Raw genomic sequence first — 14,184 nt, forward strand, 5'->3', positions numbered from 1 at the left:
AATCCCCAGTCCCCAATTATTAATTACAAAGGGAAAATTACCAATGGCTATTACAACAGCAGCTTCCCGTCTGGGAACAGAACCTTTTACCGATCAGTCTCCTGTGGAATTGCGTCCGAATGCAACCAAAGAAGACATTGAGAGAGTAATTGCTGCCGTCTATCGTCAAGTCTTGGGCAACAACTACATATTGGCATCTGACCGCCTGACAAGTGCTGAATCTATCCTGCGCGATAGAAAAAATACAGTACAAGAGTTTGTGCGTCAAGTAGCTAAATCAGAACTATACAAATCGAAGTTTTTCTACGACAACTTCCAAACTCGTGTCATCGAACTGAACTACAAACATTTGTTGGGTCGTGCCCCTTATGATGAGTCTGATGTCGTCTATCACTTAGACTTGTATCAAACCAAGGGATATGAAGCCGACATTGATTCTTATATCGATTCTCCAGAGTATCAATCTAACTTTGGTGAAAATATAGTGCCTTACTATCGCGGCTTTGAAACCCAAACAGGACAAAAAACTGTCGGATTTAGCCGGATATTCCAACTTTATCGCGGCTATGCCAGTAGCGATACCTCCCAACTTAAAGGCAAATCCTCCCGCCTTGCTAGCGAACTAGGTCGCAATAGTGCATCCGTCGTTGTTCCTCCCTCTGGTGCTTCCTCAGGCTTTTCATACGTTGCTTCTGAAAAAGGCGTTACCCCCAACAGTACTTTTGGTGGTGCGGGAACCTTTGGTAAAGAAGGCAGACTTTACCGCATTGAAGTGGCAGGTGTTTTTGGAGCTGGGTATCCCAGCACACGCCGCGTCAATCAAGCGGTGGTTATACCTTATGAAGAACTATCTAGTTACTTCCAGAGAGTGTTAAAACAAGGTGGTAAAATAGCTAGTGTGAAACCTCTTTAGTGTCAATAGTCATTAGTCAATAGTCATTATTAAGGACAAACGACTAATGACGATCTAGAATTAGGAATTAATTTTATGATTGGAGCAATTAGTAGTACAACAACGAATAGTCGCTACTTTCGGTATGAAGTAGTGGGTCTGCGCCAAATCGAAGAAACTGAAAAAACCAACTATCCTATTCGTTCTAGTGCCACTGTGTTTTTCACAGTACCTGAGAACCGGATGAATCAAGAGATGCAGCGAATTACTCGCTTGGGTGGCAAAATAGTCAGCATTCAGCCATTGAATGCTGTACCTCAAACAAATAGCCAACAAAGCGCTTCTCCTTCTTCATAAATGAATTCTAGTCCGCAGAAATTTGAAGATTTATCACCAACAGGTAACTCTGGCGATGGTGAATCTTTAACAGTAGAGCAAGCGATCGCTAATCTTGAGAGTGCAGATTTAGGTCTGCGCTTTTATGCTGCCTGGTGGTTGGGTAGGTTTCGGATATGTGAAGCAGCTGCCGTTACAGGATTGATTAGAGCGTTAGAGGATGAAGCCGACAGAACACCAGAAGGCGGGTATCCTCTGCGACGGAACGCAGCTAGGGCTTTAGGGAAACTTGGCGATCGTCAGGCAGTCTCACCTTTAATTGCGTGTTTAGACTGCTCAGATTTTTATGTCCGGGAAGCAGCGGTACAATCCTTAGAAATGCTGGGCGATCCGATTTGTATTCCCGCCCTGAGTGAGCGATTACAAGTAGGTTTGCAGGGAGAGCAGCTGATATCAAAACAGCCTGATTTATCTCAACCCTACGAGGCCATTTTAGAAGCCTTGGGAGCCTTGATGGCGACTGAGTGCATCCCTTTGGTAAAACCATTTTTAGAGCATCCAATTGAATTGGTGCAATATGCTGCTGCACGAGCGATGTATCAATTAACCCAAGAACCAGTTTATGGAGAACGGTTAGTAAAAGCTCTGGCAGGAGATAAATTGCAATTGCGTCGAGCAGTTTTAGCAGACTTGGGAGCGATTGGCTATCTAGCCGCAGCAGATGCGATCGCCGAAACTCTTGCCGAAAATAGCTTGAAGTTAATTTCTCTGAAAGGATTACTAGAACATCAAGTTAATCACACAGCAACAAACACTTTGTCAGCAGGTGCGATTAAAGTGATAAATTTGATGGACTCGCTGTTGTAGTCATAATTTTCCAGGAATTAGTTGTTATTAATACGTTTAAAGCAAATGTTTAGCACAGATAAACCCCCAACCCAACTGCAAAATCAGGGCTAGGGGGTTTATGTATGATGTCAACTACGGAGGACTTAAGCTACAATTGGCAGATCCTTAATGACTCATGAAAAATTATTATGAACAACAGTGACCTTGCCCAAATATTAATCCGTGCTGTGGAAGAAGCAGACTCCTCGGATCGCTTATTAGACGCAGTTCAGGAGTTAGCGGCAGCTGGTATCGAGGAATCTGTTCCCACTCTGATTGCAGCTTTGGGCTACAACAATCCAGGGGCAGCAGTGGCGGCAGTAGATGGACTAATTGCGATCGGGGAAGCCGCAGTACCGTCACTATTGGAACTAATTGATGACTATAACTACAGTGCTAGAGCCTGGGCGATTCGTGCCTTAGCGGGAATTGGCGATATTCGGGCGCTGGATACCTTGTTAGAGGCAGCAAAAAACGATTTTTCCTTAAGTGTGCGGCGAGCAGCTGCCAGGGGATTAGGCACTTTGCGCTGGCATCAAGTACCTTCTGAGAAAGTGGAATCTGTTCAAATTCAGGTATTAGAGGCGTTATTACTAATTTCTCAAGATCCAGAATGGGTAGTACGCTATGCAGCAGTGACGAGTTTAGAAACACTAGCCATTACCATAGCAACCACTTTACCCGAGCAAGCGTTGCGGATTACAAATCAACTTCAGCAAATGCTTGATACCGATGCCGATGTGGGAGTTCGCACCCGTGTAAAGTTTGCACAGCAAAAAATTCAGCCGCAACAACATCAAGAAGTTTTTGCACCGAAAAGAAAGCTAGAAGATACTGAAGTGTCTGAAATACCTCATCGTGGTGGTGGCAGACGGTAAATCACCAAACACCAACCGCGCTTGCGGTATGGTGTTACAGCAGTTTGCAACAAGCGTGAGGTACAAAACCGAGGACTCAAAAATTAAATTATTCTTCTCCCTCCAGCATAACTGCCTCCTGCCTCCTGTCTCAAAACTAGTGACTTTGTACTTCATCCAAACGAAAACTGCTGTATATCTGCCAATTCATCGGGGATAGCCTTCAGAACTCCGTAGTTGTATTGGTGCTTACATTCGCTTCTTTGATGGGAAGTCCTGGTTTCCATTTCCAAGACCCAAATCTTTCTGATGTGACGTGTACCTCTTAGCTTGGTTTTTGTAAAACTAATCAGATGATAAAGATTGAATTTCTGCCTGGATATTACCACGAGCAGATGGTTCGGCGAACTCTGACATTAAAGGCGTAAAATAAATACGCGATCGCTTTAAAAATCGTTCTAAATTCTGCTGACGACCTGTGATATAGTCTGCCTCTGCTACCCAGGCATATTCCTGACGAATGGCATGGGCGTATTCTTGATAATCAACTGGGTTAGTAGCCAAAATCGCTAAATCTGCGTCAACTAAGACTTGGCTATCATAGTCATTTCCCGCAGCTTGATGCTCTTTAGTGTTCAGAATCAGACGGGTGACAGTAATTATAGTACTTTCTGAAATATCCAAATTACTCAGCAACTCAAAAGCATAGTCTGCACTTCGTTCTTCATTATCTTTAGCTTCAGTGTCATACACTACATCGTGAAACCAGGCAGCTAGTTGAACAGCAGCTAGGTTATTGGTGTAGCCTTGCAAAATCTGAATTGTGCTGAGGACGCGATCAATATGTTTCAGTGTATGGTAATAACGACCAGGGGTAGAATAAGCTTCAACCAAGAGATTGAAGACTTTCTCAGCCGCTACCTGATCAACGCCAAAGGGTTGGAGTGTGTGTTGCCAGTTATAAAATAAAATATCCATAAAGTTTTCTGTAGGCATAGAGGCAGTATACCCATTCTGAGTATTGGAAAAAATAAGTACATGCTGTTAAAACAGCAGTAGAAGACTTCAAGTAAAATCTCACCTTCTAACTTTGCTCAAAGAAAGAGGGGAAAAATTTTCCTCCCCTTATTTGCAGGGAAGGGTTAAAAGTGAGTTCACGCGAATATATTTATAAGTTATAAATCAAGTTATAAATCAATGAAACTTTGGACGCCCAATCAACATCTGGACAGACAAAAAAATTTGGGAGACTTTCGGCGATCGCGTTGGTTGGAGAAAAGACGAAAACTGGATGCGTTACAATTACATCACTTGTGGCTTCACAGCCCCAATAGTTAAGGAGGCAGGAGGACGTTCGCGTAGCGTCTCGAAGAGAAGGCAGTTCTTGCTGGAGGGAATCCCCATAAATAAATTTAGGGGATTTAACAATTGAGCGCTGTATTTTTTGGCGCCTACTCGCTGAAATACATTTTTTTACCTTTTTTCATAAATAAATTTACTTGCTCTGAAACCCTCGCTTGCAGAGGGAAAATAAATTCTTTCCTCCTGCCTCCAGCAAGAACTGCCCTCTGCCTTCTTTGGTCACTTTCCAAGGATTTTAACCTTTATCGGAAGTTCTGTAGAGTTTGGATTTAGGTTCTCTTCTTTCATGTTAAAGTTGGGAAAGTGCAAAAAAAGCTAAGTTTTTTAACCAATCTTCATTCAATCATATTCAACAATACTTCTTCAAGAGGTTTACAGACTCGCATTGGTCACTTTACTAACACCACTGTAATACTTACTGTCTTACATCGTGTTTAAATATCCTCCACGCAATAAAGTAACTATCCTACGTTCTAAATATGGTGACAGCTAAATGAAAGCGTCAAAATAGAAGACACAGGCTTTGTACAAAAAGCCTTGCCTTGATTAACGGAGTTTATTATCAGTGGTATTACAAGTACAGACAAGCACCTACGAAGCTAAAACCCAAGAAATTGCTAAACAACTTCTAGCAGCAACGCAGGAAAATCGTTCATTTTTTTCTTCCCTGCGGGATCAAATGCGTTGGGATGATAAATTACTAGCTTGGGCGATGAGTAATCCTGGGTTGCGGGTACAACTATTTCGCTTTATAGATACGCTACCTGCTTTGCACAGTAAATCAGAAATTGCCTCACATTTACAAGAATATTTAGGCGATGAATCTGTAGAATTACCGGCAGCTTTGAAGGGAATGCTAAACTTTGCAAACCCCGACTCGATGCCAGGACAAGTTGCTGCGACAACCGTTGGTACTGCGGTTGAGACTCTTGCTCATAAATATATTTCTGGGGAAAATATTAAACAAGTCATCAAAACAGTTGAACGACTGCGAAAAGAAAAAATGGCTTTCACTATCGATTTACTGGGTGAAGCCGTAATTACCGAAGCGGAAGCGCAGTCTTATCTAGAACGCTATCTAGAATTAATCCAACAATTGGTGGAAGCATCAAAGAATTGGGCAGCTATCCCGGCGATTGATGAGGCTGATGGCGAAGCAATTCCAAAAGTTCAGGTTTCTGTGAAGTTAACGGCGTTTTATTCGCAATTTGACCCATTAGATGCTAAAGGTAGTGAGGAGCGAGTTAGCGATCGCATTCGTATTCTCTTACGTCGTGCTAAAGAATTAGGTGCAGCTGTCCATTTTGATATGGAACAGTATGCCTATAAAGATATAACTCTCAGCATCTTGAAAAAACTGTTACTAGAAGAAGAGTTTCGGCAACGCACAGATATTGGCATGACAATTCAGGCATATCTGCGTGATAGCGAACAAGATACTGAAGACCTAATTTCTTGGTTGAAACAGCGCGGTTATCCCTTGACAATCCGTTTGGTGAAAGGTGCATATTGGGATCAGGAAACTATTAAAGCAGCGCAAAAGCATTGGCTACAGCCAGTTTACAACGACAAAGCCGCAACCGATGCTAACTTTGAAACCATCACTCAGTTATTGCTAGAAAATCATCAATATGTGTATTCTGCCATTGGTAGCCATAATGTGCGATCGCACTCTCGCGCCATTGCCATAGCTGAAAGTTTAAATGTCCCCCGTCGTCGCTTTGAATTACAAGTCCTCTACGGCATGGGTGATAAAATTGCAAAAGCTTTGGTTGATAAGGGTTATCGAGTCAGAGTTTACTGTCCCTACGGTGAATTATTACCTGGAATGGCGTATTTAATTCGCCGATTGTTAGAAAATACAGCTAATAGTTCTTTTTTACGGCAAAATCTCGAAAATCGACCAATTGAAGAATTATTAGCAGCGCCGATTGTCAAAGAAGAAAAAAACTCTTTAACTCCTAACTCCTCACTCCTAACTCCTCACTCTCATTTCCTCGGTGCTGCTGATACCGATTACGCTGAGGAAGAGGTGAGAATGAAAGCGGCGCAAGCTTTTCAAAGCGTTCGTCAACAACTTGGTAAAACTTATTTACCGCTAATTAATGGCGAGTATGTTAATCCACCAGAATTTGTTGATTCTCTCAATCCTTCTAATTTTAGTGAGGTAGTTGGTAAAGTTGGATTGATTAGCGTTGAACAAGCAGAACAGGCGATGCAAGCTGCGAAAGCGGCGTTTCCTGGGTGGAAGAAAACACCAGCTAAACAACGCGCTGATATTTTGCGGAAAGCGGGTGATTTGATGGAAGAACGCCGCGCTGAACTTTCAGTTTGGATAGTTTTGGAAGTTGGGAAACCAGTTAAAGAAGCTGATGGAGAGGTTTCGGAAGCGATAGACTTTTGTCGTTACTACGCTGATGAGATAGAACGGTTAGACAAAGGTGTTAATTACGACATACCTGGTGAAACTAATCATTATATTTACCAGCCACGGGGGATTGCTGTAGTAATTTCTCCCTGGAATTTTCCGCTAGCGATCGCTTGTGGAATGACTGTTGCAGCTTTAGTTTCAGGTAATTGCACTCTCCTCAAACCTGCTGAAACATCTTCTGTGATTGCCGCCAAACTCACAGAAATCTTAGTAGATGCTGGTTTTCCCAAAGGTGTATTTCAATACGTACCTGGCAAAGGTTCGCAAGTCGGCGCTCATTTGGTAAATCATCCAGATACTCATGTAATTGCTTTTACGGGTTCCCAGGAAGTAGGTTGTAGAATTTACGCAGAAGCGGCAATTTTGAAACCCGAACAGAAGCACATGAAACGGGTGATTGCTGAAATGGGTGGCAAGAATGCCATTATTGTCGATGAAAGTGCAGATTTAGACCAAGCGGTTGTCGGGGTAGTGCAATCGGCATTTGGTTACAGTGGACAAAAATGTTCGGCTGCTTCCAGAGTGATTGTGCTGGAACCGATTTATGAAGCCTTTGTGCAGCGATTGGTGGAAGCGACAAAATCCTTGAACATTGGGGAAGCAGAGTTACCGAGTACCCAAGTTGGACCGGTGATTGATGCTAATGCCCGCGATCGCATCCGCGAGTATATTGAGAAGGGTAAGGCAGAAGCAGAAGTGGCGTTGGAATTATCAGCACCCGAACAAGGATATTTTATCGGGCCAGTTATCTTTAGTGAAGTATCACCAAATGCGGTAATTTCCCAGCAAGAAATTTTTGGCCCTGTGCTGGCGGTAATTCGGGTGAAAGATTTCCAGGAAGCCTTAGTAGTCGCCAACGGTACAAATTACGCCTTAACTGGCGGACTTTATTCTAGAACACCTTCGCACATTCAGCAGGCGCAGACAGAATTTGAAGTCGGGAATTTGTATATTAATCGCAATATTACTGGAGCGATCGTTGGACGGCAACCCTTTGGTGGATTCAAACTTTCTGGAGTAGGTTCTAAAGCAGGCGGCCCTGATTACTTACTGCAATTTTTAGAACCACGCGCGGTGACAGAAAATATTCAGCGTCAAGGTTTTGCACCAATTGAAGGAGCAGATTAAACCAACGTGAATTCTAAGGCTCATATAGTGTCCGTCTAATTAGGACAATCAAAACACCTCTCCCTGATTTTACTGCGTAATATCATGTCCAGTTAATTAGTTATAATTCCCGTAATCTATGCAGAAACCGGAAAACCCTCTTTCCCCCAGCTAAGAGCCCCCAGCAAGAACTGCGGTCTTAATGATAAGTCTTTCACCGGACATGATATAAAACCCTCCCTCCCCAACTCGGAGAGGGACAGGCTTGCACTTTCGGTCAAAGCAGGGAGAGGTGCATCAAACTCACATTAAACTACAATAGGTAGTAACATCAAAGAGAGTTTAATGAGTAATTTAGTTATAAAAGTTGCTGAATTACCTAAAGATTTTCCGGCAATTCAAGCAATTAGAAAATCAGTTTTTCAAGAAGAACAAGGGGTAGATCCCGCTTTAGAATTTGATGGCAAAGATGAAATATCCGATCATCTAATTGCTTATTTAAATATGGAAGTTGTGGGTACTGCCAGAATCAGATATTTAGATAATAAAACTGCCAAAATAGAAAGGTTAGCTGTTTTATCAGCAGTTAGAGGGCAAGGTATTGGTAAGAAAATTATGGAAAATGCCCTACAGGTGATAGCTAACCAAAATATTCCAGAAGTAGTGATTCATGCTCAAGAATATGTGAAAGATTTATACAAAAAACTCGATTTTGTAGAAGAAGGAGAAATTTTTGAAGAAGCCAGTATCCTCCATGTGAAAATGAGAAAAACATTTATATAGTCAAAGTAAAAATCTCTAGTAAATCTTTCACGAATTGTTCGTATAAAAATGTATTTTTATGAGCAATTAACTAAAATATTTCATTAGAATTGACTCTAGCTGGACTATGCGAATTGGCTTAACCAGGTAGTCATTAAGACTACCTGGTAGCGTGGCAATTTCCTCCTCTAAAGGTTCGCTAAAGGTCATCATTACAATCGGTAAATGTTTCCGATAAGGCTCTTGTCTAAGAATATTCAGCAAATTCCAGATATGAACATCCTTTACTAACTGGAAATCAAAAAAAACTAAATCTGGTTGGAAGCTTTGTACCTGTTTTAAAAAGTCGTTACCATTATCTATCCACTTGACTTCGTAGCCAGTTGTGTGGAGATAATCTTGCAACACTGTTGCTGTATTTTCCTCTTGTTCTACAAGCAAAATAGTTTTATTTGTGGAGATGACTGGAGAAGATGAGAACAAGGAGGACGAGGTAAAATTTGCTTCCTCATCTATCTCATTTGTCTCATGTTCCTCATCTTCCTCATTTCCCGGATGCTCTGGATTTGGTAGAAACAGAGTGAACTGACTGCCCTTTCCTAAAGTTGATGTAAAGGTCACATCTCCACCATGTAAACGCGCTAATTTCCGCGTCAAGGCTAAACCCAAACCAGTGCCTTCATACTGCCGATTTAACCGACTGTCAAGTTGTTTAAACGGTTCAAATAGCAATTGAAACTGACTTGAGTCTATACCAATGCCAGTATCTGAAACTGTAAACGTTATCCCTTGGGGTACTTTTTTGACTACTAACGATACTTCACCTGCTGGGGTGAATTTAATGGCATTGGTGAGCAAGTTGAGTAGCATTTGCTTGATGCGCCGCTCATCAGCAATACAAATATCCGCTTCTAGATCAATTTTATGTGTGAGTTGCAATCCCTTTTCTGAGGCGCGATCGCGCACTGTCCAGATGGCATAATTACATATATCTGCCACCGACAAAGATGATAGTAACAGTTCCTCTTTACCTGCTTCTACTTTAGATAAGTCAAGAATATCGTTAATCACTGCCAGCAGGTGTTCGCCACTACTATATATACAACTTACATATTCGTTCTGCTTTTCATTCAGAGAGCCAACTATTTCTTGTTGCAGTAATTGTGACAAACCCATAATCGCATTCAGAGGTGTCCGCAACTCATGGCTCATGGTTGCCAAAAACTCACTTTTTGCCCGACTGGCAGCTTCTGCTGCTTCTTGAGAGGCACGTAGTTTCAACTCTGTTTGCTTACGTTCAGTAATATCCTCAATCATCGCTAGAAAAAACTCAGGTTTACCATTGCTGCCTGGTATAACAGAAACAGAGATATGAGTCCAAACTAAGCTACCATTTTGATGCTGGCAGCGTCTTTCTATCTCAATACGATGTCTTTCGACAAGCTGTTTCTGATGTTTGGAGGGTTGTAAACCGTCCCTGGAAGTTCTCTTTAAGTCTGTGCGAATTCCTGACATCAGTTGTTTGTAAAGTTTTAAATCCTCCCTTTCTATGGAAATGTAATCTGTAAAGCACTTGCCGTATAATTCTTCTCGGCTGTATCCTAAAATCTCGCACAATGCCAGATTAGTATCGACTATCTGCCCTTTCATATCTATAAGTCCAATGCCGATAGAGGAACGCTCAAAAATCGCCCGAAATTGTGCCTCACTCTGTCGCAGTGCTTCCTGTACGACGTTTCGCTCGCTCGCTTCTATAGCCAGCGTCACAAAATCTGCAATTGAGCCAGCAAAACTCTCTTCTTCTAAAGTCCATTGGCGACCTTCGCCTATGTGTTCGTGACACACTACGCCTACCAAATGACCCTCTAGCCAAATTGGTGCATCTAGTATAGATGTGATGCCCAAAACTGAAAGATAAGACTCGGATAATTCTTGGGTTCTGGTATCGTTTCTAGCATCATCTGCGGCAATGGTACGTTCCTCTTCTAAAGCTTGGAAATAAGCAGGAAAATTTGTTTTTAAAAGCGAGTTACCAAAGGTATGCTCCTTAGTCCTGACATCATACAAATTAATGCATTCAATTTTTGAACGTTCTTCATTATATAACCATACCCCCACTCGCTCTACTAACAGCGTCTGAGCAGCAGTTTCTGTGATTTCCCTCAACACCGCATTGAGATTACCTTGCTGAAATGTCTTGCTTCTTGCCAGTTGCACCAGCGTCTGGCTTTGTTTTCGCCGACTATTTTCTCTGATTCGTAAAGCCTCTTGGGCCTGGTTGTGCTCTGTAATATCTCTAGCTGACACGACCTGCATTAGTTGCCCTCAAGAAGAAATAATTTGGACTTACAGTTCTGCGTAAAAAGTAGAACTGTCTTTGTATAACTACAATTACTTAATATGCTTTTTCATAACCGGAAAGTATAATTTTTCTAATCAAATTTTATAATTCTGGCTAATGAGTTTTAAGCTAGATTTTGCTCATTACTTCTATTACTTCATACCAGTGATTTTTGCCAGGGGATAATTAGCATTTCAAGTAATTTCACTATCAAGTAATTCTACTATCAAGTAGTATAAGTAGTATAGTATTTTTAATTTGGGACTGGGGAATATTAAAGACTCTTCCCAATACCCAATCTCCAGTTCAACTTCTAGCTTAGTACTGACTAGCAAAATAAATACCCTTGATTCTCCTAGAGAAAGATACCTAATGACTCAAATTCTGCCAAACTTAAGGTAACGGCAGCTTTTGCAAAGGTGGAGCAGATGACAGATAGTGATGTGAGAATTGTTTCTCTGATTCCTAGTGGAACAGAGATTTTAGCGACACTAGGATTGGTTAATGCTATTGTAGGGCGATCGCACGAATGCGATTACCCTCCAGAAATCCTCAATCGCCCCATTTGTACACAAGCACGTTTAAACAGTGATGCCTCCAGCAGCCAAATTCACGACGAAGTGAACAGTTTATTGCAATCTGCTCTTAGTATTTATGAAATCAAAACAGATGTTTTAGAGCAATTGCAGCCTACCCACATTCTTACTCAAGACCAGTGCGATGTTTGTGCTGTCAGTTTACACGATGTTGAAAAGGCAGTTGCTACACTCATTGACAGTAAACCTCAGATTATTTCTTTACAACCCAATATTCTCCAGGATGTTTGGGCTGACATTGAGCGAGTCGGCAACACCTTTGGCGTAGACTCGGTAAAAGTCTTAGAAAATTTAGAAGCTCGCGTCAAAATTTGTCAGCAAAGAATCCAAGGACTTTCTTTAAATGAACTCCCTACTGTCGCCTGTATCGAGTGGCCCGATCCTTTGATGGTCGCCGCCAATTGGATTCCTGAATTAGTTAACTTAGCAGGAGGACAGTCTCTATTTTGCGCTACAGGTCAGCCTTCTCCAATCTTGCCGTGGGAAACACTTTTAACAACTAATCCCGATGTAATTGTTTTTATGCCTTGTGGCTTTGATTTAAATCGCACTCGCCAAGAAGCCAATTTATTAACTCAACGTCCAGAGTGGCAAAAACTACACGCTACCGAAGCTGGTAGAGTATACATTACTGATGGCAATTCTTACTTCAATCGTCCAGGGCCGCGACTGGTAGATTCTCTAGAAATTTTGGCAGAAATTTTGCATCCAGAAATTTTTCAATACGGCTACAAAGGAACTGGTTGGGAACTTTTGTAAAGAAGAATTCAGAATTTAGGAGTTAGAATTCAGTATGAATTCGAGTCCGATGGTTGTTAAGCTTGTCGTTCGCGCAGGGTCTCGTAGAGAAGTACTGAGTGACATTGGTTTAAAGCCTTGGTGGGTTCCAATTTCTCACGAAGAGTAATTCTGATTCCTGGATTCTGGATTCTGAATTCTTCTTTACGGTGTTTGTTCAGAATCTGCCGATGGTTCATTGTTAAATAACAGCAGGCGTGCAGCAAGAATGGCAAATCCGACAGCTGCGATCGCTTTTAAAACGCGTGTAGGTAATAATTCGGCTACTGCACCCCCTGCTAACGATCCCAACAGGCTTGTCAACAGCAATGCGCCTGCTGCACCGAAAAATACTGCACGTGGAGAATTAGAACGTCCTGAAAGTGCGATCGCTGCTAGCTGACTTTTGTCACCCAATTCTGATAAAAAAACTGTAATAAAGCTCAGTCCTAATAGATGCCAATCCATATAATTAAGGGGGAAAAGGGGCAGGGGCAGGGGGAAATTAAGAACTCCTAACTCTTAACTTCTAACTAACCTTGGAATATATCCCAAAACAGCATTAGAGAAATTACCAATAACATCACGCCTGCTGATTTTTCTACAGTTTTCGGGCTGAGTCGGTTGGCTATCCAACTACCTAAAAGTACACCTAATAAACTGGTGGTTATCAGCGCAGCCGCAGATCCGAGAAATACCACCCACGGCGAATGAGATTGTGCACTCATTAAGAGAGTGGATAGCTGAGTTTTATCTCCAATTTCTGCTAGAAAAATGGTTACAAAAGTCGTACCAAAAACTACTAGCGCTGATTGCTGCTTTTGAGGACTATCGGCAATTACAGGCTGAACTGACGAAGCGATCGCAGGAGTTAAGTTAAAATCATTGCTGTCTTCCAGTTCTAGCTCGATCTCAGTCTGAGATATGCCAGAAATCTCTAAAGGTACAGAGTCAAGTTTCACAAGCAGTAGTTTTGGTTGCTAGGGTATTTTCATATTTCTATCATTTTCTCAGATTTTTGTCATAAATTGCAACCCACACAAAAAAAGGAGGTTGGGTGTCAAAGGCCAACAGCTTTGTCAAAGCGTAGTATTTCTAAACTGCGATCGCCATAAACTCCTTCTATTTGCTGGCGACAGCAGTCAATAGCAAAATCGTTGACTTCTTCTGGTTCAACCCCATACATATCTTGAAATACTTCTGATTCCACACGGCAGAAACGCGGACGATTGGGGTAGATGCGACATTCTCGCCTGGTATGGTCGAAATTAACGCACCATCCCCCTTCGCCTACCATGCTGAGGTAGAGTTCTAGTTCTGGTGGTGAAAGGTACTCTTCTAAGTCTGGACGCTCTGCTGGATCGAGATTACAGCAGGCTCCACATTGCTTTACACATTGCCAAGTTGACATTTTGAATTAGGGATTAGGAAGTGGGGAGCAGGGAGAAGGGAGCAGGAAGCAAGGGGAAAATTCCTCTCCTCTCACCCTTCGCCCTGCCCCTCTGCCTCTTCTGCCCAATTCCCCTATTTTACGTTTTTATGTCTTTTCTTATAATTTTGTTAAGTAAATTAAATCTAATAGTCCATAGCCATATATGATCGATTTCGGGTTTTCTAATTTAAGTTATTGAATTTTTTAAGACTATTGGGAGGAGAAAAGGAAAAATGTTTGACGCTTTGTTTAACGCTTTTACCAGTATCAATTGGGAAGTTATTTTCCAATTGCTGTCCGTAGCGCTAATTGTAATTGCTGGCCCAGTGGTAATCTTTTTGCTGGCATTTCGCAACGGCAACCTATAAGAGTACTGAGTGCTGACTAAGGAGTTAACAGTTAA

14 protein-coding genes are annotated in these 14,184 nt (G+C 41.9%); 9 read left to right on the forward strand and 5 right to left on the reverse strand.

Annotation, left to right across the window (positions count from 1 at the left end):
• Window positions 1-43 precede the first annotated feature (43 nt).
• The 4 genes from V7K41_RS10695 (at window position 44) to V7K41_RS10710 (ending at window position 2,994) form a co-directional block, all read left to right on the forward strand.
• The gene (locus V7K41_RS10695) at window positions 44-913 is read left to right on the forward strand and encodes a phycobilisome linker polypeptide (protein WP_334847892.1); all 870 of its coding nucleotides are present in this window, start codon (window positions 44-46) and stop codon (window positions 911-913) included.
• 75 nt (window positions 914-988) lie between these two features.
• Entirely contained in the window at window positions 989-1,249 is a 261-nt protein-coding gene (locus V7K41_RS10700) for a phycobilisome linker polypeptide (protein WP_334847894.1), read from the forward strand.
• A complete protein-coding gene (locus V7K41_RS10705) occupies window positions 1,250-2,095 on the forward strand; it encodes a HEAT repeat domain-containing protein (RefSeq protein WP_334847896.1) in 846 nt (281 codons plus the stop codon).
• Window positions 2,096-2,265: 170 nt separating this feature from the next.
• The gene (locus V7K41_RS10710; RefSeq protein WP_334847897.1) at window positions 2,266-2,994 is read left to right on the forward strand and encodes a HEAT repeat domain-containing protein; all 729 of its coding nucleotides are present in this window, start codon (window positions 2,266-2,268) and stop codon (window positions 2,992-2,994) included.
• Between the two features lie 324 nt (window positions 2,995-3,318).
• Here V7K41_RS10710 and V7K41_RS10715 read toward each other — a convergent pair whose 3' ends face one another.
• On the reverse strand, window positions 3,319-3,969 hold the full coding sequence (locus V7K41_RS10715; RefSeq protein WP_334847899.1) for an HD domain-containing protein: 651 nt from the start codon (window positions 3,967-3,969) through the stop codon (window positions 3,319-3,321).
• A 201-nt stretch (window positions 3,970-4,170) separates the two neighbouring features.
• Between V7K41_RS10715 and V7K41_RS10720 the strand changes: the two genes are divergently transcribed.
• From V7K41_RS10720 to V7K41_RS10730, 3 genes are all read left to right on the forward strand, one after another.
• Window positions 4,171-4,311 (forward strand): hypothetical protein, encoded by a 141-nt coding sequence (locus tag V7K41_RS10720; protein ID WP_334847901.1) that lies wholly within the window; start codon window positions 4,171-4,173, stop codon window positions 4,309-4,311.
• A gap of 589 nt (window positions 4,312-4,900) precedes the next feature.
• Window positions 4,901-7,894 carry an L-glutamate gamma-semialdehyde dehydrogenase gene (pruA, locus tag V7K41_RS10725; protein WP_334847902.1) on the forward strand — a complete coding sequence of 998 codons (2,994 nt, stop codon included), beginning with the start codon at window positions 4,901-4,903 and terminating at the stop codon, window positions 7,892-7,894.
• 324 nt (window positions 7,895-8,218) lie between these two features.
• The gene (locus V7K41_RS10730) at window positions 8,219-8,656 is read left to right on the forward strand and encodes a GNAT family N-acetyltransferase (RefSeq protein WP_334847903.1); all 438 of its coding nucleotides are present in this window, start codon (window positions 8,219-8,221) and stop codon (window positions 8,654-8,656) included.
• A 66-nt stretch (window positions 8,657-8,722) separates the two neighbouring features.
• Here V7K41_RS10730 and V7K41_RS10735 read toward each other — a convergent pair whose 3' ends face one another.
• Entirely contained in the window at window positions 8,723-10,951 is a 2,229-nt protein-coding gene (locus V7K41_RS10735; protein WP_334847905.1) for a hybrid sensor histidine kinase/response regulator, read from the reverse strand.
• 453 nt (window positions 10,952-11,404) lie between these two features.
• Between V7K41_RS10735 and V7K41_RS10740 the strand changes: the two genes are divergently transcribed.
• Window positions 11,405-12,331: a cobalamin-binding protein gene (locus V7K41_RS10740; protein WP_334847907.1), complete on the forward strand. Its 927-nt coding sequence runs from the start codon at window positions 11,405-11,407 to the stop codon at window positions 12,329-12,331.
• 183 nt (window positions 12,332-12,514) lie between these two features.
• Here V7K41_RS10740 and V7K41_RS10745 read toward each other — a convergent pair whose 3' ends face one another.
• The 3 genes from V7K41_RS10745 to V7K41_RS10755 form a co-directional block, all read right to left on the reverse strand.
• Window positions 12,515-12,817, reverse strand: a complete 303-nt coding sequence (locus V7K41_RS10745; protein WP_099100177.1) for a TMEM165/GDT1 family protein — start codon at window positions 12,815-12,817, stop codon at window positions 12,515-12,517.
• 65 nt (window positions 12,818-12,882) lie between these two features.
• Window positions 12,883-13,311 carry a TMEM165/GDT1 family protein gene (locus V7K41_RS10750; protein ID WP_334847909.1) on the reverse strand — a complete coding sequence of 143 codons (429 nt, stop codon included), beginning with the start codon at window positions 13,309-13,311 and terminating at the stop codon, window positions 12,883-12,885.
• 98 nt (window positions 13,312-13,409) lie between these two features.
• Window positions 13,410-13,760 (reverse strand): YkgJ family cysteine cluster protein, encoded by a 351-nt coding sequence (locus tag V7K41_RS10755; protein WP_334847911.1) that lies wholly within the window; start codon window positions 13,758-13,760, stop codon window positions 13,410-13,412.
• Between the two features lie 254 nt (window positions 13,761-14,014).
• On the opposite strand from V7K41_RS10755, the gene psb30 reads away from it, so the two are divergent.
• Window positions 14,015-14,149: a photosystem II reaction center protein Ycf12/Psb30 gene (gene psb30 / locus V7K41_RS10760; protein ID WP_194043179.1), complete on the forward strand. Its 135-nt coding sequence runs from the start codon at window positions 14,015-14,017 to the stop codon at window positions 14,147-14,149.
• The last annotated feature ends 35 nt before the right edge of the window (window positions 14,150-14,184 follow it).

It is taken from the genome of Nostoc sp., assembly GCF_036917415.1.
In the GTDB taxonomy this organism is placed as follows: domain Bacteria; phylum Cyanobacteriota; class Cyanobacteriia; order Cyanobacteriales; family Nostocaceae; genus Nostoc.

What these genes read in the sequence shown, in the direction of transcription:
- V7K41_RS10705 (WP_334847896.1), top strand. Translation starts at nt 1,250, where the DNA reads ATGAATTCTAGTCCGCAGAAATTTGAAGATTTATCACCAACAGGTAAC.
- V7K41_RS10755 (WP_334847911.1), bottom strand. Translation starts at nt 13,760, where the DNA reads ATGTCAACTTGGCAATGTGTAAAGCAATGTGGAGCCTGCTGTAATCTC.
- V7K41_RS10740 (WP_334847907.1), top strand. Translation starts at nt 11,405, where the DNA reads ATGACAGATAGTGATGTGAGAATTGTTTCTCTGATTCCTAGTGGAACA.
- V7K41_RS10695 (WP_334847892.1), top strand. Translation starts at nt 44, where the DNA reads ATGGCTATTACAACAGCAGCTTCCCGTCTGGGAACAGAACCTTTTACC.
- V7K41_RS10735 (WP_334847905.1), bottom strand. Translation starts at nt 10,951, where the DNA reads ATGCAGGTCGTGTCAGCTAGAGATATTACAGAGCACAACCAGGCCCAA.
- V7K41_RS10710 (WP_334847897.1), top strand. Translation starts at nt 2,266, where the DNA reads ATGAACAACAGTGACCTTGCCCAAATATTAATCCGTGCTGTGGAAGAA.
- V7K41_RS10745 (WP_099100177.1), bottom strand. Translation starts at nt 12,817, where the DNA reads ATGGATTGGCATCTATTAGGACTGAGCTTTATTACAGTTTTTTTATCA.
- psb30 (WP_194043179.1), top strand. Translation starts at nt 14,015, where the DNA reads ATGTTTGACGCTTTGTTTAACGCTTTTACCAGTATCAATTGGGAAGTT.
- V7K41_RS10730 (WP_334847903.1), top strand. Translation starts at nt 8,219, where the DNA reads ATGAGTAATTTAGTTATAAAAGTTGCTGAATTACCTAAAGATTTTCCG.
- V7K41_RS10700 (WP_334847894.1), top strand. Translation starts at nt 989, where the DNA reads ATGATTGGAGCAATTAGTAGTACAACAACGAATAGTCGCTACTTTCGG.
- V7K41_RS10720 (WP_334847901.1), top strand. Translation starts at nt 4,171, where the DNA reads ATGAAACTTTGGACGCCCAATCAACATCTGGACAGACAAAAAAATTTG.
- V7K41_RS10715 (WP_334847899.1), bottom strand. Translation starts at nt 3,969, where the DNA reads ATGCCTACAGAAAACTTTATGGATATTTTATTTTATAACTGGCAACAC.